Genomic DNA, 22,304 nt, shown 5'->3' with positions numbered 1-22,304 from the left:
GGCGGCGGTCGCTGCACCAAAAAGCCGCAAAGACTGTGAAATACCGGACTTGCGTGATGGGCCATCAGGGGTAGATGTGGCCTCGGGGGTTCTGGATGAACTCGGCCCGCGTTGGACGCCGCGCCAACATGATGTTAATCCGGGGCGAGTAGCCTGAATTGCCCGTGAAATCAGGGGCTTTGCCCCCCAGCCGAAAGAGATCAGACTGATGGCAGCCGGTCCTGGCGTCCGCCGTTCAGAGCTCGGTGACGCCTTGCGCGCCTGTCGCACGGCGTTCATCGGCGTCGGCTTGATGAGCTGCATGATCAACCTGCTCTATCTTACCGGGTCGATCTTCATGCTGGAGGTTTACGACCGGGTGCTGCCGAGCCGCAGCATTCCCACCCTGGTCGGCCTCATCATCCTCGCCAGCTTCCTCTACATGGCGCAGGGCGTGCTCGACATGATCCGCAACCGGATCCTGGGGCGGATCGGCACCGCGCTGGATGAGGCGCTCAACAAGCGCGTGTTCGACACCGTCGTGCGCCTGCCGCTGCTGGTCGGCAGTCGCAACGAAGGCCTCCAGCCGCTGCGCGATCTCGACAATGTCCGCTCCTTCCTCGGCGGCATGGGCCCGAGCGCGTTCTTCGACCTGCCCTGGCTGCCGCTCTATCTCGCCATCTGCTTCGCCTTCCACGTCATGATCGGCGTCACCGCTCTGGTCGGCGCCATCATCCTGGTCGGCCTGACGCTGGTCACCGAGTTCATGTCCCGCCAGCCGGCGAAGGAGGCGATGGGCCTTGCCGCCCAGCGCAACGATCTCGCGCAGGCCAGCCGCCGCAACGCCGAAGTCATGGTGTCGATGGGCATGGCCGGGCGGATGAACGCGCGCTGGAGCGAGGCCAACGAAAAATACCTTGCGGGCAATCAGCGCGCCAGCGACGTCGCCGGCGGTCTCGGCGCGGTCGCGAAGGTATTGCGCATGATGCTGCAATCGGCCGTGCTCGCGGTCGGTGCTTATCTCGTCATCCACCAGGAAGCGACGGCCGGCATCATCATCGCCGGCTCGATCCTCTCCGCCCGCGCGCTGGCGCCGGTCGATCTCGCCATCGCGCACTGGAAATCCTTCGTTGCGGCACGCCAGAGCTGGCACCGCCTCACGCGCCTCCTCGAGCAGATGCCGGCGCAGACGATGCCGACCCAGCTGCAGGCGCCCACCAGCCGGCTCTCGGTCGAAGGCGTCGCCATGGTGCCGCCCGGCGATCAGCGCCTCATCGTGCAGGACATCACCTTCGCGCTCACCGCCGGCAACGGCCTCGGCGTGATCGGCCCGAGCGGCTCCGGCAAGTCGTCGCTGATCCGTGCGCTGGTCGGGGTCTGGCAGCCGGTGCGCGGCAAGGTGCGGCTCGACGGCGCGGCGCTCGATCAATGGTCGTCCGACGCGCTCGGCCGCCACATCGGCTATCTGCCGCAGGACGTCGAATTGTTCGGCGGCACCATCGCCCAGAACATCAGCCGGTTCGATCCCGAGGCGACGTCCGACGGCATCATCGCGGCGGCGAAGGAAGCCGGCGTGCACGAGATGATCATCAAGATGCGCGAGGGCTACAACACGCAAGTCGGCGAGCAGGGCACCGCGCTCTCGGCGGGCCAGGCGCAGCGCGTGGCGCTGGCGCGCGCGCTCTACGGCAATCCTTTCCTGATCGTGCTCGACGAACCCAACTCCAACCTCGACACCGAAGGCGATGAGGCGCTGACCCGCGCCGTGCGCGCCGCGCGCGAGCGCGGCGCCATCGTCATCGTGGTGGCGCACCGCCCGATCGGCGTCGAGGCGGTCGACCAGGTCCTGGTGCTGCGCGACGGCCGCATGCAGGCGTTCGGCCCGAAGGATCAGGTGCTCGCCCAGGTGCTGCAGCCGCGCGTGACACCGCCGGCACCGATCAAGATCGTCAGCGAAGGCGGAGTGGCTAAACCATGAGCACGATGGCCATCGGCGGTCCGAAGCCCGCAGCGAAGAAGACCGTTCGAGACTCGATCAAGTTTCACCTCCTGCTCGGACTTGGCATCGTGCTGGTCCTGGTCGTCGGTCTCGGCGGCTGGGCGTCCACCGTGCTGATCTCGGGCGCGCTGATCGCGCCGGGGCAGATCGTGGTCGAATCCAACGTCAAGAAGGTGCAGCATCCGACCGGCGGCGTGGTCGGCGAGGTGCGCGCCCGCGACGGCGACCTGGTCAAGGCCGGTGACATCGTGGTACGGCTCGACGACACCGTCACCAAGGCCAACCTTGCCATCGTCAGCAAGAATCTCGACGCTGCGCAGGCGCGCGCGGCGCGATTGCAGGCCGAGCAGCGCGGCGTCGACAGGATCGAATTTCCGCAAAGCCTGCTCGATCGCGCTGGCGATCCCGACGTCAAGCTGCTGCTCTCCGCCGAAACCAAGCTGTTCGACGTCCGCGTCAACGGCCGCGCCGGACAGAAGGCGCAGTTGCGCGAGCGCATCACGCAGCTCAACGAGGAGATCGCCGGTCTCAGCGCCCAGGAGAAGGCCAAGGACCAGGAGATCGCGCTGGTGCAGAACGAGCTCACCGGCGTGCGGGAGCTCTATGACAAGCGTCTGGTGCAGATCTCGCGCCTGACCCAGCTCGAGCGCGACTCGGCGCGCCTCAACGGCGAGCGCGCGCAGTACATCGCCTCGCGCGCGCAGGCCAAGGGCAAGATCACCGAGACCGAGCTGCAGATCATCCAGGTCGACAAGGACGTGGTGAGCGAGGTCTCGAAGGATCTGCGCGAGACCAACGACAAGATCGGCGAGCTGATCGAGCGCAAGGTCGCGGCTGAAGACCAGCTTCGCCGCATCGACATCCGCGCGCCGCAGGATGGCATGGTGCTGCAATCGAATGTGCACACGGTTGGCGGTGTCGTCACCGCCGGCGACGCGCTCATGCTGATCGTGCCGCAGGCGGACGATCTCCAGGTCGAGGCCAAGGTCAACCCGGTCGACATCGACAAGCTCCAGATCGGCCAGAAGACGCTGCTGCGCCTCTCCGCCTTTAACCAGCGCACGACGCCCGAGCTCAATGGCCTCGTCAGCCGCGTCTCGCCCGACGTCACCACCGACCAGCGCACCGGCCAGAGCTACTACACCATCCGCGTCACGATGCCGGCCGAAGAGATCGCCCGCCTCGGCGACGTCAAGATGATTCCCGGCATGCCCGTGGAAGCCTTCGTCCAGACCGGCGACCGCACCATGCTGTCCTATCTGATGAAGCCGCTGCATGACCAGCTGATGCGGGCGTTCAGGGAGAAGTGACGCGCGAAAGCGCGTCCTCTCGCAATGACGATTTGGCCGCCAGTTTGCTATACTGGCATTGCAAACAGAAACCCGGCCGGTCGAACCATGCAATCTCTTCCCGTTATAGCCACCGAATTCTTCTCCGACGCATCCCTTGCCGTCGCCCGCCTCGAGGAGATCTACGAGCGCAACACAAAATTCCTGCGCGACCGGTTCGAGGCCTATGTCGGCGGCGAGGCGATCACGACGCGGGTGCGGGCCTATTATCCCTTCGTGCGCATCACCACCGCGACGCATGCGCGGCTGGATTCGCGTCTCGCCTACGGCTTCGTCGCCGGGCCCGGCGTGCATGAAACCAGCGTGACGCGGCCGGATCTGTTCCGCAGCTATCTCGTCGAGCAGATCGGACTCCTGATCCAGAATCACGGCGTGCCCGTCGAGATCGGTGAGTCCAACGAGCCGATCCCGATCCACTTCGCCTATCGCCGCGACATCAACATCGAGGCCGCCATCACCACGAGCGAGAACTCGCCCGTGACGCGATCGCTGCGCGATGCGTTCGACGTGCCTGATCTCTCGACCATGGACGATTCCATCGCCGACGGCACGTTCGAGCTCAAGCCCGGCGCGCCCGAGCCGCTGTCGCTGTTCCGCGCCGCCCGCGTCGATTACTCGCTGCGCCGGCTCTATCATTACACCGGCACCGATCCCGAATATTTCCAGAACTTCGTCATCTTCACCAACTACCAGTTCTATGTCGACGCCTTTGCGCAGGCCTGCCAAGAGCGGCTCCAGTCCGGTGAGGCCGGACTCGAATCCTTCGTCGCGCCAGGCAACATCATCATGCGCAATGGCGGCGCCATCAGCGGCACCGCGCCTATTCGCGCACCGCAAATGCCGGCCTTCCATCTGGTCGCGCCGCACTACCGCGGCATCACCCTGATCAACATCGGCACGGGCCCGTCCAACGCGCGCAACGTCACCGACCACGTCGCCGTGCTGCGCCCGCATGCCTGGTTGATGCTCGGCCATTGCGCGGGCCTGCGCAACACGCAGCGGCTCGGCGACTACGTGCTCGCGCACGGCTATGTGCGCGAGGATCACGTGCTCGACCGCGAGCTGCCGCTATGGGTACCGATTCCGGCGCTGGCCGAGATGCAGGTCGCGCTCGAAGAGGCGGTCGAGGACGTCACCGGCCTCGAAGGTTTCGAGCTCAAGCGCCTGATGCGCACGGGGACGGTGGCGAGCGTCGACAATCGCAATTGGGAGATCTCGGGGCCTGAGGTGATTCGCCGCCTGTCGCAATCGCGCGCCGTTGCGCTCGACATGGAATCGGCCGCGATCGCCGCCAATGGCTACCGCTTCCGCGTGCCCTACGGCACGCTGCTCTGCGTCTCCGACAAGCCGCTGCACGGCGAGATCAAACTCGCGGGCATGGCCAGCGAGTTTTACCGCCGCCGCGTCGGCCAGCATCTGGAGATCGGGCTGAAGGCGCTGGAGCGGCTCAAGCAGCAGGAATCGGAGCGGCTGCATTCGCGAAAGCTCCGCAGTTTCGCCGAAGTCGCGTTCCAGTAGGGCGAGATTGCTCTTTGCTGCTGACAATCGGAGCGATTTTCAGCATTGTCCGGCGGGGGTGCTCGACCGGGACGACTTGATGCCACTGACGCGCGACAAGATCATTGGCCATGACCTTGAACGGCTGGCCTTTCGCTTCACCATGCTGAACGACGGCGAGGCGGTGCAATGCCAGATCAGCGACGCGGCGATGGACGAGCTCGCGGGCATGCAGGGCACCGAAAGCAGCGCCCGCCAGGCGCAATTCCTGTCGCTGCGCGAGACCATCGAGCGGATCGCGTCGGATATCTATGACGAGGCGCCGCGAGTGCAGGGCTATGTGGTGCGGATCTTCATGCGGCATTTGGGGCGGTGACGTCGCCATACTCGCTGCTGTCATTCCGCGCGAAGGCGGGGAATCCCGCACCAGCGTCACTCCCCCAGCTTCCTCAACAACAACCTCAGCGCCGTCGCCGCGAACATTTGCATGTTGCCGAACCGGTCGTTGTTGCCGGTCTCCAGCGTCATCACTTCTGACGCAGCTCCCGCAACCGCCATGCAGCTATGGCCGGCGGCATCGCCATAGCGGTTGCCGGTGGGGCCGGCGGCGCCGGTCTCGGACAGGCCCCAATCGCTGCCAAAGCGCGTTCGCATCTGCCCGGCCAGCAGCTGCGCGTAGGGCTCGGATGAGGAGCGAAAGCCCCTCATTCCTTCGTCCGAAATATCCATCAGCACGCGCCGGGCATCGCGGGTGTAGACCACCGCGCCACCGAGGAAATAGGCGGACGCGCCGGGCACCGCGAGCAGGCTCGCCGCGATCAGGCCGCCGGTGGAGGATTCCGCCGTCGCAATGGTCTGTTTGCGCGCGATCAGTTTGGCGGCAACCTGTTCCGCAATGCCGACGAGCTCTTTCATTCCCTGAACCTCCGATGTCTCCGCAACCGAGCTGCGCCTTCCTAGCATATGCCAGCAGCTCTGGCCGAGTTGCGGGCGACCGGCAGGCCTGCTTGAATGGCGGGGACAAAAAGACGTGCGAGGAAACGTGAGAAGGGAGACGTCATGGCGTCCCTGATCGCCGGCGGGGTGGATTGCGATGTGCATCCGGCCGTGCCGCATCTGACCAGCCTGCTGCCCTACCTGAACGATTATTGGCGCGATCAGGTGACGACGCGCGGCATGGTCGACCTCATCTCGCAATCCTACCCGGAGAGGTCGCCGATCACGGCGCGACCGGACTGGCGCCCCGAGAGCGGCAAGCCCGGCGAGAACCTGGAGGACATGCAGCGTCATGTGCTCGATCCGTTCCAGCTCAGCTATGCCATCTGCAATCCGCTTTACGGCGTGCAGATGGTGTTCTCCGAGGACATGCAGGCGGCCTTCTGCCGCGCGCTGAACGACTGGCTCGTGAAAGAGTGGCTCGATCGCGATCCGCGGCTGCGCGGCTCGATCGTGATTCCCACGCAAGGCGTCGAGAAGGCCGTGGCCGAGATCGAGCGCTGTGCGCAGGACAAGCGCTTCGTTCAAGTGCTGATGCTGGTCATGGGCGACACCCCGCTCGGCAAGCGCGCGCTGTGGCCGATCTACGAGGCCGCGGAACGGCTGGAACTGCCAATCGGCATCCACGCGGGTTCCGCCTATCACAATCCGCCGACCGCCGTGGGATGGGGTTCCTACCACATCGAGGACTATGTCGGTCAGGCCCAGGCGTTCCAGACCCAGCTTACCAGCCTGATCGTCGAAGGCGTGTTCACTAAATATCCGCGGCTGAAAATGGTGATGCTGGAGTCGGGTGTCTCCTGGATCTCGCCCTATCTCTGGCGCCTGCACAAATTCTGGCGCGGGGTGCGGATGGAAACGCCCTGGGTCGATCGTGCGCCGCTGGACATTGTGCGCAGCAACATCCGCTTCTCGTTACAGCCGTTTGATGCACCGCCGGACGAGGCGACATTAAATCGCCTGTTTGATCATATGCAGTCCGACGAATTGGTCTTATTCTCCACGGACTATCCGCACTGGCAATTCGACGGCCAGGACGCGCTGCCCGAAGGTCTGTCCCCCGATCTCGTGCGCAAGATCATGATCGACAATCCGCATGCAACCTATCCCCGCCTGAAATGAGCCGCTGCCAGAGGAGGCAAGGCGATGAATATTCAGTTCCGCGAGAACCAAGAAGCCGCTTCCCCACTGGCCGTCAAAACCGCGATCGCGGACTGCGACATCCATCCGGCTCGCGCCACCCGCACCGAACTCTATCCCTATCTCGCCAAACGCTGGCAGCATCATCTCGAAATCTACGGCGTCCATGCCTATCAGGGCATGATGGAAGGCCCGCCCTACCCGAAGGCCCAGCCCAACGCCTCGCGCCGCGATGCCTATCCGCCCGAGGGAGGGCCGCAGGGCTCCTCGCTGTCCTTCATGCAGAAGCAGCTGCTCGATCCCAACAACGTGCAACTGGGCGTGCTCAATCCGCTCAACACCGGGCAGGGCATCCGCAATCACGAGCTGTCGGCTGCGCTGTGCTCGGCGATCAACGACTGGCAGATCGACAAATGGACCAGCAAGGACAAGCGGCTGAAGGCGTCCATCGTCGTCGGCAATGAGGACGGCCTGTCGGCCGCCGCGGAGATCCGCGAGCGCGCCGGCGACAAGAACTTCGTGCAGGTGCTGCTGCTCAGCCGCAATGTCGAGCCGCTCGGTCAGCGCCGCTATTGGCCGATCTATCAGGCTGCGGAAGAAGCGGGACTCCCTGTCGGCGTTCACGCCTTCGGCTTCGGCGGAAATCCGATCACGCCTTCGGGCTGGCCGTCCTATTACATTGAGGAGATGGTGGGTCACTCGCAGTGCCAGCAATCGGCGCTGGCGAGCCTCGTGCTGGAAGGCGTGTTCGAGCGCTTCCCGAAACTGAAGATGGTGATGATCGAGGCCGGCTTCGGCTGGGCGCCGTCGCTGGCCTGGCGGCTCGACAAGGCCTGGCAGCGGCTCAGGAGCGAAGTCCCGCATGTCAAACGGCCGCCCTCGGAATATATCCGCGAGCAGGTGTGGTGGACCACGCAGCCGATGGAGGATCCCGAAAGGCGCGAGGATCTGTTCGACGTCATCAACTGGATCGGCTGGGACCGGCTGCTGTTCGCGACCGACTATCCGCATTGGGATTATGACGAGCCGTCGCGCGTCTTGCCGGCGGGTGTCAGCGAGGATAACCGGGCGGCATTCTATCTCGGCAATGCGCAGAAGCTGTATGGACTGGCTTGATGGCGCGTCATGTGATTGCCGCCGTGGATGAACTGCCACCGGGCACGCGAAAATTCCTCGAGATCGACGGACGGCCGATCGCGGTCTTCAACATCAAGGGCGAATATTTCGGCCTGATGAACCGCTGCCCGCATCAGGGCGCGGCGCTATGCGAGGGCCCGTTGATTGGCCTTGCCCAATCAAGGGAGCCCGGTGAGATCGAATACACCAAGCTCGGGGAGATCATCCGCTGCCCCTGGCACGGCTGGGAGTTCGACATCCGCACCGGCCAATCCTATTGCGACCCCCGCCGCTTCCGCGTGAAGGCCTATCCGGCCCATGTCGAGCCGGGTGCGAGCGTGGTGAAGGGCCCGTATGTCGCGGAGACGATCCCGGTACGGGTCGAGAGCGATTACGTGGTGGTGGAGCTGTAGGCGCTCGCCGTCATTACGGGGCGATGCGAGGCGCCCCGGAACGACATCCAGCTAGTGCCCCGCAACCGGCTCCGCCACCGCATCATAAGTCGGCACCGCCTTGCCGCCGCCACGATACACCGTCGACGCCGCGATGATGCCGAGCAGCGCGGCGAACATCAGCCAGAAGCCGGGCGAGGCCTTGTCGCCGGTGCGCTCGATCAGCCAGGTCGAGGCAAGCGGGGTGAAGGTACCGAACAAGGCGGCGGCGAGCGCGAAGGCGAGCGAGAAGCAGGTGGTGCGCACATGCGCCGGCACGATCTCGACCAGCGCCCCCAGCATGGTGCCGCTGTAGACGCCGAAATAGAACGAGAACATCATCTCGACCGCGAGCAGCTTGCCGAAGCTCGGCGCCGCCACCAGCCAGTGCAGCGCCGGATAGGCCGTCACCAGCGACAGGCTGGCGATCGCGATCAGTACAGGCTTGCGGCCGATGCGGTCGGAGAGCGCGCCGCCGACCGGATTCCAGAAGAAGTTGGTGACAGCGACGAGCAACGTGACCAGCAGCGCGTCCTGCGTCGACAGCTTCAGCACGGTCTTGCCGAAGGTCGGCGTGTAGACGGTGACGAAGTAGAACGTCGTCGTGGTCAGGATCGCGATCATCATGCCAAGGACGACGATGCGCCAGTTGGCGAGCGCGGAGGCGAACACTTCGCTCGCCGTCGGGTGCTTCTTCATGGCGAGGAAGGCCGGTGTCTCCTCGAGCGTCCGCCGCAGGACGAAGATCAGGGGAATGATCAGGCAGCCAACGAAGAAGGGAATACGCCAGCCCCAGGCGGCGACGGTGTCGGCCGGCATCACCTCGGACAGGATGTAGCCGAGGATCGAGGCCACGAAGATCGCGACCTGCTGGCTCGACGATTGGAACGAGGTGTAGAAGCCGCGATTGCCGGGCGTTGCGATTTCGGCGAGATACACCGAGACGCCGCCCAGCTCGACACCGGCGGAGAAGCCCTGCAGCAGGCGGCCGATCAGCACGATGACCGGCGCCGCGATGCCGATGGTCGCGTAGCTCGGGCAGAACGCGATCACCACGGTGCCGAAGGCCATGATGCCGAGCGTGACGATCAGGCCCTGGCGGCGGCCGATCCGGTCGATATAGGCCCCGAGCACGATCGCGCCGACGGGCCGCATCAAGGCACCGAGCCAGAACACGCCGAACGTGTTGAGCAGGGACGCGGTCTCGTCGGAGGACGGGAAGAACGCCTTGCCGATGGCGGCGGCATAGAAGCCGAACAGGAAGAAGTCGAACTGCTCGAGGAAATTGCCTGATGTTGCGCGCAGGATCGCGCCGATTCGCGACTTGATCGCGGGCGGATTGGTCGAGGTGGCCGGTCCAGCCATGGCGTTGCTCCCCTGGGAAAGGCGTGGCCGGACCGGGACGTCATCTCACGGTCAGGCGACAGACTGCGACAATCTGCCACGCCTCTTCCCGCGCGGGACGCGGCGAGTCAATCCGTTTTGCGGAGGAAGCTGCTGATTTTTCAGGCCTTATTTTGCGTCGCAGCAATTAGCCATTGGCGGAACGCGGTCAGCTTCGGCGCCTCCCGGCGGCCTTCCGGTGCGACCAGGTAGAAGCCGGCATCGGTCGGCAGCGCGATCTTGAAGGGGACTACCAGCCGGCCCTTGGCAATGTCGTCCCGGACGTACGAGGTCCGTCCCATCGCTACGCCGATGCCGTCGATGGCGGCCTGGATAGTCATGAAGATCATGTCGAAGGTGATGCCGGGGTGCTTTGCGATGTCGGCCGGCAGGCCCGCTGCCGTCAGCCATAGCCGCCAGTCGTCGCTGTTGGCGTTCGAGGTGTGCAGCAGCGGATGGTCTCGCAGGTCTTCAGGACGGCGCAGCGGCTTGTCGCCGCGCAGCAGCGAAGGACTGCACACCGGAAACAACTCGTCCGCCATCAGCCAGTCGGCGCGCAGGCCCGGCCATTGGCCGCGGCCGTAGCGGATCGCCGCATCGACATTGTCGCGCTGGAAATCGACGAGACTGGTCGAAGTGGTGATGCGGACATCGATGCCGGGATGCTGCTCCTGGAAATCCGTCAGCCGCGGCAGCAGCCATTTTGCCGCGAGCGAGGCCAGCGTCGACACCGTCAGCACCTTGTCGTCGTCCTTGCGCAAGAGGCGGTCGGTCGCAAGCCGTAGGTCGTTGAAGGCGGCGCGGACGCCCGGCAGATAGTCGCGCGCCTCCGGCGTCAGGGCCAGCGCGCGGTTCTGCCGGATGAACAGGCGGATGCCGAGCTCCTCCTCGAGCCTGCGGATCTGATGGCTGATCGCGGTTTGCGTCACGTTCAGCTCGGCGGCCGCCAGCGTGAAGCTGAGATGGCGCGCGGCGGCCTCGAACGCCCGCAAGCCGTTCAGGGACGGCAATCTGGCTGTCATTTGGCAGCAGGATACATGACGTTATTTCATGCGAACGGGTACAAATTGTCGTTTGTCGCAGTGCAGTAGGAAGCAGATATTAGCGGTCAAGTTAGCTCTAGGAGCTCAAGATGTCTACTTTGACCCACACCTCGATGACAAATCATCATGCGCCAGGCCTGATCCAGCAGGTCAGCGAGACCCTCCATCTGTGGCACGAGCGCTATCGCAACAGGCGCGAGCTCACCCAATGGACCGCGCGTGATCTCCAGGACATCGGACTGTCCTGGAGCGACATCGCCTATGAGGCCGACAAACCCTTCTGGCGGGCCTGATTGGCCGCCAGGCCGGCGCCGCCTGAGCACAGGGGCGCCGGCGGTCCCTTTTCTTTTTGGGCATGTCATGAGCACTCTCCGCCTGGAAGACCTGAAGCAATATTCGGACACGTTGCGCACCCGGCATGGCGAGGCGCTGAACGTTCGCTTCGCAGAGCCGCGCGACACCGACGAGCTGCAGCATTACTTCCGTTCGCTCTCGACCCGCTCCCGCTACAACCGTTTCTTCGGCGCCATCAGCGAATTGCCGGAAGGATTGCTGCGCGATTTCCTGGACATCGGTGAGCGCGATCGCTTCACTGTCGTCGCGACCCTGGTGGTCGACGGCTTCGAGACCATCGTCGCCGAAGCGCGCTACGCGCTGCACCCGGAAACCGCGACGCTCGAATTCGGCCTGTCGGTCGGCGACCGCTGGCAAGGCCGCGGCATCGCCACCGCGCTGATGAAGAATCTCGAATGCCGCGCGGCTGCGCTCGGCGCCGAGCACATGTTCGGAGAGACGCTGCGTTCCAACGAGACCATGGTCTCGCTCGCCCGCAAGTCCGGCTTCGCCTTCGTCAATCACCCCGATGACTGGAAGCTGGTGCGCTTCGACAAGGAGATCTCGGTCGCACCTAAAGACATTCCCTGTGCGAGCTGGCGCCTCGCCGCGCTTTCCCGTCAGGCCGAACGCCCCTCAGCCTCGGCCTGACACCACTGAGAGCCCGGCTCTGGTCAACAGAGCCGGGCTTTTTTTGTGGCTCCAACGCCTACTTCCCCGTGAACACCGCCTTGCGCTTCTCGATGAACGCCTGCACCGCCTCCTTGTGATCGGCGGTCGTGGTCAGGCGGACCAGCCGCTCGGCCTCGTGGTCGCGGGCGGTCTCGAAGTCGAACAGCACGGCCTCGTCGAGATTGTCCTTCATGTAGCGCAGCGCGAGGCGCGGGCCGTCGGCGAGCGACTTCGCCAATGCAAACGCCTCAGCCTGCAATTTGTCGTCGGGCACGATTCGGTTGACGAGGCCGATGGCCTCGGCGCGGGCGGCATCGACGCGGTCGCCGGTGAACATCAATTCGCGCGCCCGCGCGGTGCCGACGAGGCGCGTGAGCAGCCAGGCGATGCCGTAATCGCCGGAAAGCGCGATGCGGGCATAGCCGGTCGCAACGAAGGCGGATTGCGCGGCGATGCGGATGTCGCAGGCCATGGCGATGGCGAGCCCGGCGCCGACCGCGGGGCCGGGCAGGGCGGCGATGGTCGGCTTGCGCACCGACACCAGCGCGCCCGTGAGCAGCCGCTGCCGCTCCTGCAGATCGGCGATACGATCCTCCAGCGACATCTCCAGCTTCTTCGGGTCGCGATGCGCGCCCATGCCTTTGACGTTGCCGCCGGCGCAGAAGGCATCGCCTGCGCCGGTGAGCAGCAGCGCGCCGACACCAGGATTTTCGCCGCAGCTGCGGATCATCGTGCGCAGCGCCGGCGTCAGCGCATCCGACAGCGAGTTGCGCGCCTCCGGCCTGTTCAGCGTGATGATGGCGACGCGGTCACGGATGACGCAGAGGAGCTCATTGGTGCCGGTGTCGATGGTGGTTTCGGTGGTCATGTCGCCTCCCTGACTTCTGTAGGGTGGGCAAAGCGAAGCGTGCCCACGTCTTTTACGCAATTTCGAGGAGATCGTGGGCACGGCGCTTTGCGCCTTTGCCCACCCTACGGCAGCTCGCCCTTAAAACTTCTCCACCCAGGGGCGCAGCTCGAGCTCCCAGCTCCAGGCGCTGCGCGGCTGCTGCAAGACGCTCCAATAGCTCTGCGCGATCGCATCGGGATCGAGCATCGAATCCGGCTTGTCCGCGGCTTCCGTCCGCGCTGCGCTGCGGATGCCACCGTCGATCACGAAATGCGCGACGTGAATGCCTTGCGGCGACAGCTCGCGCGCCAGGCTCTGTGCCAACCCGCGCAGCGCGAACTTGCCCATCGCGAAGGAGGCCGACTGTGCATAGCCCTTGACGCTTGCCGAAGCGCCGGTGAACAGGATCGCGCCGTGCTTGTTCGGCAGCATGCGCTTGGCTGCCTGCTGCGCTACCAGGAAGCCGCCATAGGCACTGACCGCGATGGTATTGGCGACGTCGGCCGGGACGAGGTCGACGAACGGTCCGCGCGTGCGGCCGCTGGCATTGTAGACCACGAGGTCGGGCGTGCCGATCTCGCGCTCGACGAGGCCGAACAGTCGCTCGACCTCCTCCGGCTCCGCCGCGTTGCAGGCATAGGCTTTCGCGCCGGTCTCGCTACAGAGCGCACCAAGCTTCTCGATCTTTCGCGCAGCCAGCGCAACGCGAATATTCTGGGCGGCGAGCAGCCGCGCCAGCGACGCACTGAGGCCTTCGCCGGCGCCGACGATGAGGGCGATCTTGTATTTCGGATGTTCCATGGCGTGATCTCTTGAGACAGGGAGCCGTTGATCTATGCATGCCTACGCGAACAACCAGTCGGGGCGATGACAATTCCGCAGAGCGAGTTGCTCCACCGTTGCGATCATGCCTCTCTGACAATTTGCGGCTTTATCGCTCTCCGCGACTGGAGCATGATCGACATGATCTCAAGCGGCAAGCGCCAAATCAGCGCAAAATGTCCGCAAGGCGGAAACCAAGAGGGCGATCATGCACAAGCCGGCCACAGCACAGCCGAAAGACGTCGCGGCCGAGCCATCCGGCCTGCTGGCGCCCGATACCACAGGCATGAATTTCTACCGCGCCGATCCCGCGCTGACGGATCTGCTCCGCATTCATCTGCCGGATAATCTGTTTCGCCACATCGAGCCGCATCTCGATCGCCTTGGCGAGCTCGCCGGCGGCCATCTCGACGAATGCGCGCGACTCGCCGACCGGCACACGCCGATGCTGCATCAGCGCGACAAGTTCGGCCGCGACGTGCAGTCGATCGAATACCACCCGGCCTATCGCGAGCTGGAGAACGCCGCGTTCGGCGAGTTCGGCATCCATGCGCTTTCGATCCGCAAGGGCATCATGGGCTGGCCGGACAAATATCCCGTGGTCGCCAAGCACGCTTTCACCTTCCTGTTCAACCAGACCGAATTCGGCATGGGTTGCCCGATCAACGTCACCGATGGCTGCGCCAAGCTTTTGGCGAATTTCGGCAGCGAGCCGCTGAAGGCGAAATATCTCGATGGCCTGACCTCGACCGACATGAGCAAGCTGACGCAAGGCGGCCAGTTCATGACCGAGAAGGAGGGCGGCTCCGACGTCGGCACGCTGACCACCCGCGCGGTGCAGGAGGGCGATCATTGGCGGCTCTACGGCGAAAAATGGTTCTGCTCGAATGCCGACGCCAAGGTCGTGATGCTCTTGGCGCGTCCCGAAGGCGCCGGGCCCGGCACGCGCGGCGTCGGCCTGTTCCTGATGCCACGTTTCCTCGATGACGGTGCGCAGAACCACTACCGGATCGTGCGCCTCAAAGACAAGCTCGGCACGCGTTCGATGGCCTCGGGCGAGATCAAGCTCGAAGGCGCGATCGCCTATGCGGTCGGCAAGCTCGACCGGGGCTTCGTACAGATGGCCGAGATGGTGAACTCGTCGCGGCTCTCCAACGGCGTCAAATCCACCGCCTTGATGCGCCGGGCCTATCATGACGCCATGACGGTTGCGAAGAACCGCGTCGTGTTCGGCAGCCGCATCGTCGACCTGCCGCTCGGCCGTCGCCAGCTGCTGAAGATCATGCTGCCGGTCGAGCAGGCGCTATCGATGAGCTTCCTCACCGCGGACGCGCTCGACCGCGCCGAGGCCGGCAGCCAGGACGCGGCGGCGTTGCTGCGCATCCTCACCCCGACGCTGAAATTCCGCGCCACCCGCGATGCGCGAAAGGTCTGCGGCGATGCGCTCGAGATGCGCGGCGGCATCGGCTATATCGAGGAATTCGCCACGCCCCGCCTGTTGCGCGATGCGCATCTCGGCTCGGTCTGGGAAGGCACCGGCAACATCGTCGCCATCGATGCACTCCGCCGCGCGGTCGGCCGCCATGGGGCCGAATCTGCACTCGCCGCCGATCTGCATGCCCGGCTCGACGACAGTGCGTCCGTGCCGCAGGCCTGGCGCGACACGTTGCGCGGTCTCGTCGACCGCGCCGTAGGTTTCGCGCGCGAGGTCGCGGCGAAATCCGAGAACGAGGCCGATGCGCGTCGCGCCACCAGCCTGCTCTATCATGTCGCGAGCGCGGTGGCGCTGGCCTGGGAAGCGCACCGCATTCACGAGATGCGCGGCGACGCGCGCCGGCTGCTGCTGTCGCGGCTCGTCGTCGATCACAGGGTGTTGCCGAACGACCCGTTCCGGCTGACGGAAAATGCGGCCCAAGCCAGGATCGCGGAGCTACTGCTGGGCGATCGCAACGCCGGCATGAGCGAGGTTGGCGAACTGGTTCTGGCAGCGTAGGCTGCGCTCCACGCTCAAACCAAAAGAAGCGATAGGGAGTGCTCGATGAAGGCCGCCGTCCTCTATGAAGTCAACCAGCCGCTCGTCATCGAGGATGTCAGCCTGCCGAAGCCGGGCCCGCGCGAGGTCCTGATCCGCACGGCGGTCGCCGGCCTCTGCCATTCCGACCTCCACTTCATGGAAGGTCTTTATCCGCATCCGCTGCCAGCGGTGCTCGGCCACGAATCCGCTGGCATCGTCGAGCAGGTCGGCTCCGACGTCACCTACGTCAAGCCGGGCGACCACGTCGTCACCTGTCTGTCGGTATTCTGCGGCACCTGCGACAATTGCACCACCGGCCGCACCGTGCTCTGCACTGACACCACGGTGAAGATGCTGCCCGGCGCCTCCAACCGGATGCAATGGTCGAAGCCCGACAAGCTGCACCAGTTTCTGAACCTGTCGTCCTTCGCCGAGCAGATGCTGGTGCACGAGAACGCCATCGTCAAAATCCGGAAGGAAATGCCGCTCGATCTCGCCGCGCTGATTGGCTGCGGCGTCATCACCGGCTACGGCGCGGTGGTGAACACGGCGAAGGTGACCGCCGGCGAGACTGTCGCCGTGATCGGTTGCGGCGGCGTCGGCATGGCCGCCATCAACGGCGCGCAGATCGCCGGCGCCGGCCGCATCATCGCGATCGACACCAACCCGGCAAAGCTCCAGCTCGCGACCAAGCTGGGCGCCACCGACATCATCAACCCCGCCGATGGCGACGTCGTGAAGCAGGTGCGCGACCTCACCAATGGCGGCGTGCATCATTCCTTCGAGGTGCTCGGCCGCAAGGAGACCGCTGAGCAGGCGTTCGGCATGCTTGCCTCCGGCGGCACCGCCACCATCGTCGGCATGATCCCGTTCGGCCAGAAGATCGAGCTCCACGGCTTCGACTTCCTGCGCGAGCGCAGGATCCAGGGCTCGTCGATGGGCTCGAACCATTTTCGCGTCGACATGCCGCGCCTGGTGGATTTTTATCTGCGCGGCCGGCTGCACCTCGAGGACTGGATCTCGGCCAAGCTGAAGCTCAGCGAGATCAACGAGGGCTTTGCCAACATGAAGGCCGGCAAGACGCTGCGCAGCGTGATCGTGTTCGACAGCTAGGCCGGACCATCGGCCGAGGCGGAGCGCGACTCCTTGAGGAGCAGCAGCGTCATGAGCGCGGCAAGCCCCGCGGCGACCATATAGACGGGGGATATGTTCAAGCCGGCACCTGTGAATAGCAGATAGGCGAACAATCCCGCCGTCGCCCCGATGAAGCCGAGCCAGGCCAGTCTTGGAAAACGAAATCCGCGTTCGCCGTTGCGGAGATCAAGCACGAGGTAGAACACCAGAAAGGTGTTGCAGAGCGCCGCCGGCAACAGGCCCATGACGATCCCGTTCTCGAACGCGAGATAGGACAGCACGCCGTCGACTTGGGCGATCACGGCGAACGGCAGATAGCGCAAATTGAGGTAGGCCAGCGCGATGGACGCCAGCTCGAACCCGTAGAAGTAGCGCTCGTGCATCTTGGGAAGCAGGTACGGCATCAGAATGAGCGATACGCATGCGACGAGCAGAATGAATTCCGGCCCCGTCCGCTTGGACTGTGCGATGAAGATCGACAGGGCAAGCCCGCTCATCGCGGCGAGCATGAGGCCTGCGGCGACGCCGACCGCGTACGGCATTGCTCCAGCGAATACCCAGAGGTTCGCGGCATTCATGGTCAGGTGATGAAATGTGTTGGCCTGGCCGAGATAGATCCCGAGCACGGAGACTAGGGATCTGCCGGCGACGAGGACCGGAATGGCGAGGATCGCATAGACTCCCGGAATGGCGGCGAGCCACGCCAGGTGGAGCTTGCGGCGCAGAACCATGCCCAGCACGAACGGCCCCAGGAATACGGCCTGGGCTTTCACCGAGCAGCCGACTGCGAATGGCAGAACGCCATTTCGGTCCCGCATGAACATCGACACGGAGACCAGCGCGAAGAAGGTCCAGATCGAATCGGCCTGCGCCCACATCGCGCCGTTGAAGAGCACCGTCGGCGCAAGCCATACCGCGCAGAAGGCGAGAGACGCGCGCAAGGGCAGCTTTGTAAATCGCCAGACCATCTCGGCTACGACGACCGCGCAGCCGAGCTCGAATACCGCCGACATCGCCTTCACGAGCGAGAGCGGTTGGCCCAGCCAGTCGAACTTCGTGGCGATCAGCAGGAGGTAGCTGTAAAACGGCGTGTAGTTGGTGAAAGCCTCGGCGAGCCCGCCAACGCCGTGATCTCGCGCAAAGATATACCAGGAGATGTACTCAGCGGCGTCGGCGGTCGCGTGTTCCCGCGCGAGGTAGCGGAGCGCGATGCCTATCAGCGCGCACCCGACGGCTACGGCAATCGGAATGCGCCATCTCTCGGGCACGGTCTCGACCGGATTGACGCGAGGACAGGGCTGACCGACCGCGCCTATCTCGATTGTGTCCTTTGTCACGCAATCACTCGTGCTGGATTGGGCTGTGCCCTGAGCCGTAACCTGCAATTTCTAGGGGCGAACAATTGCCAGCCGCATAAATGTCGGATGTGCAGGTTTTACATTGCCCGGGAAAAGATTGTTTGGTTACCGATTGCTTTACGGCAGTCACCGGAATGACTGCAGCGAAGACGGAAGGCATTTTGCCGCCACGAAGGCCGGAGAGGCGCTGCGTCGCGTGATCGTGTCCGACAGCTGGCACGGCTGATGCCGGCGCCGCCCGATCAGGTGCCTACGGCGGCATTCTGCTCGAGGAAGCGGGATATCCGTACCGTTTCGCCCGAGACGGGCGCATTGCTCCGAAAATCAAGCTCGATGCGACGGGGCCGGATCGTGGGCCGAGCCGCGATGCGACTCCTTGAGGAGCCGCAGCGTCATGAGTGCGGCAAGCCCCGAGGCGAGCACGTAGGCAGGGGATACGTTCATTCCGGCACCCGCGAACAGCAAATAGGAGAACAGTCCCGCAGTCGACGCGATGAAGCCGAGCCAGGCCAGTCTCGGAAAGCGAGATCCCCGTTCGCCGTGACGGAGATCGAGCACGAGGTAGAACACGAGAACGGTGTTGCAGAGCGCCGCCGGCAGCAGACTCATGACGATCCCGCGGTCAAAAGCGAGATAGGACAACACGCCGTCGACCTGGGCAATCACTGCGAACGGCAGATAGCGCAGATTGATGCAGGCCAGACCGATGGACGCAAGCTCGAAGGCGTAGAAGTAGCGCTCGTGCATCTTCGGCAGAAGGTAGGGCATGAGCATGAGCGATACGCTTGCGACGAGCAGGATAAACTCCGGTCCCGTCCGCCTGGACTGCGCGATGAAGATCGAAAGGGCAAGCCCGCCTGCCGAAGCGAGAACGAGGCCGGCGGCAACTCCGATGGCGTAGGGCATGCCGGCAGCGAAGATCCAGATGTTCGCTGCACTTATGAAGAGCCGGTGAAAGGTGTTGGCCTGGTCTATGTAAACGCCGAGCACCGAGACAAATGATCTGCCCGCGACGATAACCGGAAGGGCGAGGACCACATAGATCCCGGGAATAGCGGCGAACCATGCCAAGCGCATCCTGCGACGCAGAATCATGCCCAGTACGAAGGGGCCCAGGAAAGCGCCCTGGGCTTTCACCGAAAAGGCCACCGCGAACGGCAGAATGCCATTTCGGTCCCGCATGAACAGCGCCACGGAAACCAGCGTAAAGAAGGTCCAGATCGAATCAGCCTGTCCCCACATGGCGCCATTGAAGATCACCGTCGGTGCAAGCCAGACCGCGCAGAAGGCCAGGGACGCGCGCAATGGTAGTTTTGTCGTGCGCCAGACGATCTGTGCGACGACGATCGCGCAACCGAGCTCGAAGACTGCCGAGATCGTCTTCACCAGCGAAAGTGGCTGGCCGAGCCAATCAAAAGACGCCGCGATCAGCAGGAGGTAGCTGTAAAACGGGGTGTAGTTGGTGAAAGGCTCGGCCAGCGCGCCAAGGCCGTGATCCCGGGCGAATGTGTACCACGGGATCAGGAACTGAAAGGCGTCGCTGTTGGCGTATTCCCGGAGAAGGTATCGGAGAGCAAGGCCTGCAAGCCCGCACACCAGCATGAAGGCGATTGCCAGCGGCTTCGTCCGCAACACCTCCTCGCGCTGGATGCTGCGCTCGAACTCGCCCGGCGTACCGGCCCCGATAGTGATGTTTGTTACGCCATCACTCTGTGCAGGATCTGTGAGTGACCATCGAGGACCACAGGTGGGGTCCGCGCAATCAGGAGGAGATGGATTTCGGTATTCGGAACGCGGTTGGTTCTTGCGGCCCTCTGGAACACAGAGGTCTTCAGAGCTTCGATCCATGGCAAAACAAGACGTTGGGGTGTCACATCTTGTCTACCTATACGCGCATTCATTGCGGGTTGTATAAATCTCGGTTGTGCAACCGACTGAAGGCTCGCGAAGGGATTATTTGGTTAGCAAATGTTTAGGGGGAACTCGCATTAGTCTCCGGCCGCTTTGCGGCGCGAGGCAAAGAGGTCTCACCGAGACACGTGCGCCGACACCGCGAGCCATTTGCCGTTCTTCTTCGCCCAACAATCGGTGTATCTTCCCGTCGCCTGCTGACCGTCCGCCGTGGTGTAGCTCGTTGCGGCGTGGATGATGGCGAAGTCGCCTATGATGCGGATGATGACGTCATGCGCGTGCAGATCGCGAATCGCGATCGGTCGCGCGGTCTGCTCCAGGAAGGCGGCGCGGTCGACCAGCGTCTTGTCCGGATTGGAGCAATAGAACTCCGGCGCCAGGATCTCGTCGAAGCGCTTGACGTCGCAGTTCTGCACCGAGGCGACATAGTCGCGATTGAGGGCGCTGAGCTGTTCGAGGTCCTGGCTCATGGGTGTTCCTGCCTCGCTGTCATTCCCGGGGCGCGGAGCACGAACCCGGAATCTCGACATTATTTTGCTCCGTCATTGCGAGGAGCCCTTGCGACGAAGCAATCCAGGAATGTTTCCGCGGATGCAGTCTGGATTGCTGCGCTGCCCTTGCAATGATTCGTGGGACGAGCGCTAGTCGTTGAACAAAGGCGGCGGCACGAATCCGCCGAACTCGCGCTCGATCAACTCGGCCAGCTTGAGCGGCGTGCGGTCTTCGAGGAAGGGACCGATGATCTGCACGCCGACCGGCAGGCCGTCCTTCGACAGACCGAGCGGAACGGCCGTGGCCGGCAGTCCCGTCAGCGTGGCGATGCCGGGCCAGGCAAGCTGGTCCGGGTAGACATGATCCTTGCCGTCGATGTTGATCCGCCGCTTCTCCTGCTCCGGCGAATGATCATGCGGATAAGCGGGGGTCGGCATGATCGGGCAGATTACCGCATCGAATGTCCTGAACAATTGCCGCCATTGCGCGCGCAAGCCGGCGCGCGCGCCCTCGTCGAACACCCAGGCCTGATGAGTGCTGGTCATGCCGCGCAGCCGCTCGGCCGCAAGGCTCGTGTCCTCGGTTGAGAGCTGCGCCGCGCCGGCACGTGCGCCGACGAGAATATCAGGCGGAAAGAACGCGCCCAGAAAGCTCATCAGCATGCGCATGTAGAGGCGCGAGGCCTCGCGGAAGTCTGGAAACAGCGGGCTTTCGCGAGCGACTTTCGCGCCGGCGTTCGTCAACTGCCCGGCCAGCTTCTCGATCGCGCCGCGGATCTCGGCATTGGCCGGCAGCAACGGATGGCTGTCGATCACCAGCAGGCGGAAATCTTTCAGCCCGGCATGGCGCGCCTCTGGCAGCGCGAGCTTGTATCCGATACCGAGGTCCAGCGGATCGGGGCCGGCCATCACGTCCAGCAGCAGCGTCAGATCGGCTGCGCTCCGGGCCATCGGGCCGATCACCGCCATGTCGCGCTCCATCGGGATCGCCGGAAACGGCGGTGGCGTATGGCCGCGCGTCGGACAGAGATTGTAGGTCGGCTTGTGCGCATAGACGCCGCAATGGAACGCCGGCACGCGCAGCGAACCGCCGATGTCGGAGCCGAGCGAGAGCGGACCGTAGCCGGCCGCAAGTGCTGCCGACGAGCCGCCCGATGAGCCGCCCGGCGTGCGGCCGAGATCGAAAGGATTGTTCGTCGTGCCGTAGATGTCGTTGTAGCTCTGCCAATCCCCCAACCCCACGGGAACGTTGGTCTTGCCGAGAATGACGCCGCCGGCGTTCTTCACCCGGCTGATCGAAAGTGCATCCTCCGCCGGCCTGAAATCCTTCTGCGGGGTCCAGCCCCAGGTCGTCGGCAGGCCTGCGACGTTGAACGACTCCTTCACCGTCACGGGCAGGCCGAGCAGAGGCTTGCGCTCGCCGCGGCCCAAGGCGGCATCCGCCTCGCGCGCGGCGCCGAGCGCGCGCTCGAAATCCCGCACGCAGATCGCGTTGACCTTGCCGTCGTGACGCTCGATGCGGTCGATCGCATCCCGCGTGAGTTCGCTCGCGGAGACCTTCTTCGCGTTCAATGCGGCCGACAGCTCGACCGCGCTCTTGAAACTCCAGTCCGATTTGGCCATGGCGCGTCTCCTGTTCTTATTGGCGGAGGATGATGCGCAGTTTGGCCGAATGCTGCAACGGTTGTTTGATCGCGATTGCCATGCCGGCTGCTGGCTATCGGGCAGATCCAACGAGAGAGTTGGT

General features: G+C 64.4%; 20 protein-coding genes. 11 read left to right on the top strand and 9 right to left on the bottom strand.

The genetic code is table 11. The annotated features are described in order from the left end of the window. Positions 1–208: 208 nt before the first annotated feature. The 4 genes from AC0WRY_RS31380 (at position 209) to AC0WRY_RS31365 (ending at position 5,200) form a co-directional block, all read left to right on the top strand. A complete protein-coding gene (locus AC0WRY_RS31380) occupies positions 209–1,957 on the top strand; it encodes a type I secretion system permease/ATPase (protein WP_194404583.1) in 1,749 nt (582 codons plus the stop codon). Then, the gene (locus AC0WRY_RS31375) at positions 1,954–3,288 is read left to right on the top strand and encodes an HlyD family type I secretion periplasmic adaptor subunit (protein WP_491122299.1); all 1,335 of its coding nucleotides are present in this window, start codon (positions 1,954–1,956) and stop codon (positions 3,286–3,288) included. Before AC0WRY_RS31380 ends, AC0WRY_RS31375 begins: the two co-directional genes overlap by 4 nt. An 87-nt stretch (positions 3,289–3,375) precedes the next feature. Then, on the top strand, positions 3,376–4,845 hold the full coding sequence (locus AC0WRY_RS31370) for an AMP nucleosidase (RefSeq protein WP_491122298.1): 1,470 nt from the start codon (positions 3,376–3,378) through the stop codon (positions 4,843–4,845). A 58-nt stretch (positions 4,846–4,903) separates the two neighbouring features. Then, the gene (locus AC0WRY_RS31365) at positions 4,904–5,200 is read left to right on the top strand and encodes a DUF1488 family protein (protein ID WP_246776362.1); all 297 of its coding nucleotides are present in this window, start codon (positions 4,904–4,906) and stop codon (positions 5,198–5,200) included. Between the two features lie 56 nt (positions 5,201–5,256). Here AC0WRY_RS31365 and AC0WRY_RS31360 read toward each other — a convergent pair whose 3' ends face one another. After that, the gene (locus AC0WRY_RS31360) at positions 5,257–5,739 is read right to left on the bottom strand and encodes a CinA family protein (protein WP_491122297.1); all 483 of its coding nucleotides are present in this window, start codon (positions 5,737–5,739) and stop codon (positions 5,257–5,259) included. A gap of 144 nt (positions 5,740–5,883) precedes the next feature. Between AC0WRY_RS31360 and AC0WRY_RS31355 the strand changes: the two genes are divergently transcribed. Genes AC0WRY_RS31355 through AC0WRY_RS31345 form a run of 3 tightly spaced genes read left to right on the top strand, consistent with a single transcriptional unit; the run spans position 5,884 to position 8,489 of the window. Next, on the top strand, positions 5,884–6,942 hold the full coding sequence (locus AC0WRY_RS31355; protein WP_194404579.1) for an amidohydrolase family protein: 1,059 nt from the start codon (positions 5,884–5,886) through the stop codon (positions 6,940–6,942). Between the two features lie 24 nt (positions 6,943–6,966). Then, positions 6,967–8,076: an amidohydrolase family protein gene (locus AC0WRY_RS31350; protein WP_194404578.1), complete on the top strand. Its 1,110-nt coding sequence runs from the start codon at positions 6,967–6,969 to the stop codon at positions 8,074–8,076. Beyond that, the gene (locus tag AC0WRY_RS31345; RefSeq protein WP_491122296.1) at positions 8,076–8,489 is read left to right on the top strand and encodes a Rieske (2Fe-2S) protein; all 414 of its coding nucleotides are present in this window, start codon (positions 8,076–8,078) and stop codon (positions 8,487–8,489) included. Before AC0WRY_RS31350 ends, AC0WRY_RS31345 begins: the two co-directional genes overlap by 1 nt. Before the next feature lie 51 nt (positions 8,490–8,540). Here AC0WRY_RS31345 and AC0WRY_RS31340 read toward each other — a convergent pair whose 3' ends face one another. Continuing rightward, complete coding sequence (locus tag AC0WRY_RS31340) at positions 8,541–9,872, bottom strand: MFS transporter (protein ID WP_194404576.1); 1,332 nt, start codon at positions 9,870–9,872, stop codon at positions 8,541–8,543. A 140-nt stretch (positions 9,873–10,012) separates the two neighbouring features. Next, the gene (locus AC0WRY_RS31335; protein ID WP_194404575.1) at positions 10,013–10,912 is read right to left on the bottom strand and encodes a transcriptional regulator GcvA; all 900 of its coding nucleotides are present in this window, start codon (positions 10,910–10,912) and stop codon (positions 10,013–10,015) included. Between the two features lie 110 nt (positions 10,913–11,022). Here AC0WRY_RS31335 and AC0WRY_RS31330 point away from each other — a divergent pair, with 110 nt between their 5' ends. Both AC0WRY_RS31330 and AC0WRY_RS31325 read left to right on the top strand, forming a co-directional pair. After that, the gene (locus tag AC0WRY_RS31330; RefSeq protein ID WP_491122295.1) at positions 11,023–11,226 is read left to right on the top strand and encodes a DUF1127 domain-containing protein; all 204 of its coding nucleotides are present in this window, start codon (positions 11,023–11,025) and stop codon (positions 11,224–11,226) included. Positions 11,227–11,293: 67 nt separating this feature from the next. After that, on the top strand, positions 11,294–11,917 hold the full coding sequence (locus tag AC0WRY_RS31325) for a GNAT family N-acetyltransferase (protein WP_212067806.1): 624 nt from the start codon (positions 11,294–11,296) through the stop codon (positions 11,915–11,917). A 58-nt stretch (positions 11,918–11,975) separates the two neighbouring features. Here AC0WRY_RS31325 and AC0WRY_RS31320 read toward each other — a convergent pair whose 3' ends face one another. Together AC0WRY_RS31320 and AC0WRY_RS31315 are read right to left on the bottom strand one after the other, a co-directional pair. Then, positions 11,976–12,806, bottom strand: a complete 831-nt coding sequence (locus AC0WRY_RS31320) for an enoyl-CoA hydratase (protein ID WP_194404572.1) — start codon at positions 12,804–12,806, stop codon at positions 11,976–11,978. Between the two features lie 120 nt (positions 12,807–12,926). Further along, positions 12,927–13,628, bottom strand: coding sequence for an SDR family NAD(P)-dependent oxidoreductase (locus tag AC0WRY_RS31315; protein ID WP_491122294.1), 702 nt, complete (start codon positions 13,626–13,628; stop codon positions 12,927–12,929). A 229-nt stretch (positions 13,629–13,857) separates the two neighbouring features. Here AC0WRY_RS31315 and AC0WRY_RS31310 point away from each other — a divergent pair, with 229 nt between their 5' ends. Both AC0WRY_RS31310 and AC0WRY_RS31305 read left to right on the top strand, forming a co-directional pair. After that, a complete protein-coding gene (locus AC0WRY_RS31310) occupies positions 13,858–15,642 on the top strand; it encodes an acyl-CoA dehydrogenase family protein (RefSeq protein WP_491122293.1) in 1,785 nt (594 codons plus the stop codon). 45 nt (positions 15,643–15,687) lie between these two features. Beyond that, positions 15,688–16,776, top strand: coding sequence for a Zn-dependent alcohol dehydrogenase (locus AC0WRY_RS31305; RefSeq protein WP_194404569.1), 1,089 nt, complete (start codon positions 15,688–15,690; stop codon positions 16,774–16,776). On the opposite strand, the gene AC0WRY_RS31300 is transcribed toward AC0WRY_RS31305, so the two are convergent. From AC0WRY_RS31300 to AC0WRY_RS31285, 4 genes are all read right to left on the bottom strand, one after another. Further along, entirely contained in the window at positions 16,773–18,134 is a 1,362-nt protein-coding gene (locus tag AC0WRY_RS31300; RefSeq protein ID WP_491122292.1) for a hypothetical protein, read from the bottom strand. The two genes, AC0WRY_RS31305 and AC0WRY_RS31300, sit on opposite strands and share 4 nt — an antisense overlap. 345 nt (positions 18,135–18,479) lie before the next feature. Then, entirely contained in the window at positions 18,480–19,790 is a 1,311-nt protein-coding gene (locus AC0WRY_RS31295) for a hypothetical protein (protein WP_491123521.1), read from the bottom strand. Positions 19,791–20,182: 392 nt separating this feature from the next. Then, the gene (locus AC0WRY_RS31290) at positions 20,183–20,536 is read right to left on the bottom strand and encodes a nuclear transport factor 2 family protein (protein ID WP_491122291.1); all 354 of its coding nucleotides are present in this window, start codon (positions 20,534–20,536) and stop codon (positions 20,183–20,185) included. A gap of 171 nt (positions 20,537–20,707) precedes the next feature. Further along, on the bottom strand, positions 20,708–22,180 hold the full coding sequence (locus AC0WRY_RS31285) for an amidase (protein WP_491122290.1): 1,473 nt from the start codon (positions 22,178–22,180) through the stop codon (positions 20,708–20,710). Between the last annotated feature and the right edge of the window lie 124 nt (positions 22,181–22,304).

This window comes from Bradyrhizobium sp. T-12 (assembly GCF_058314695.1).
This window is presented reverse-complemented; position numbering and strand designations above follow the sequence as displayed.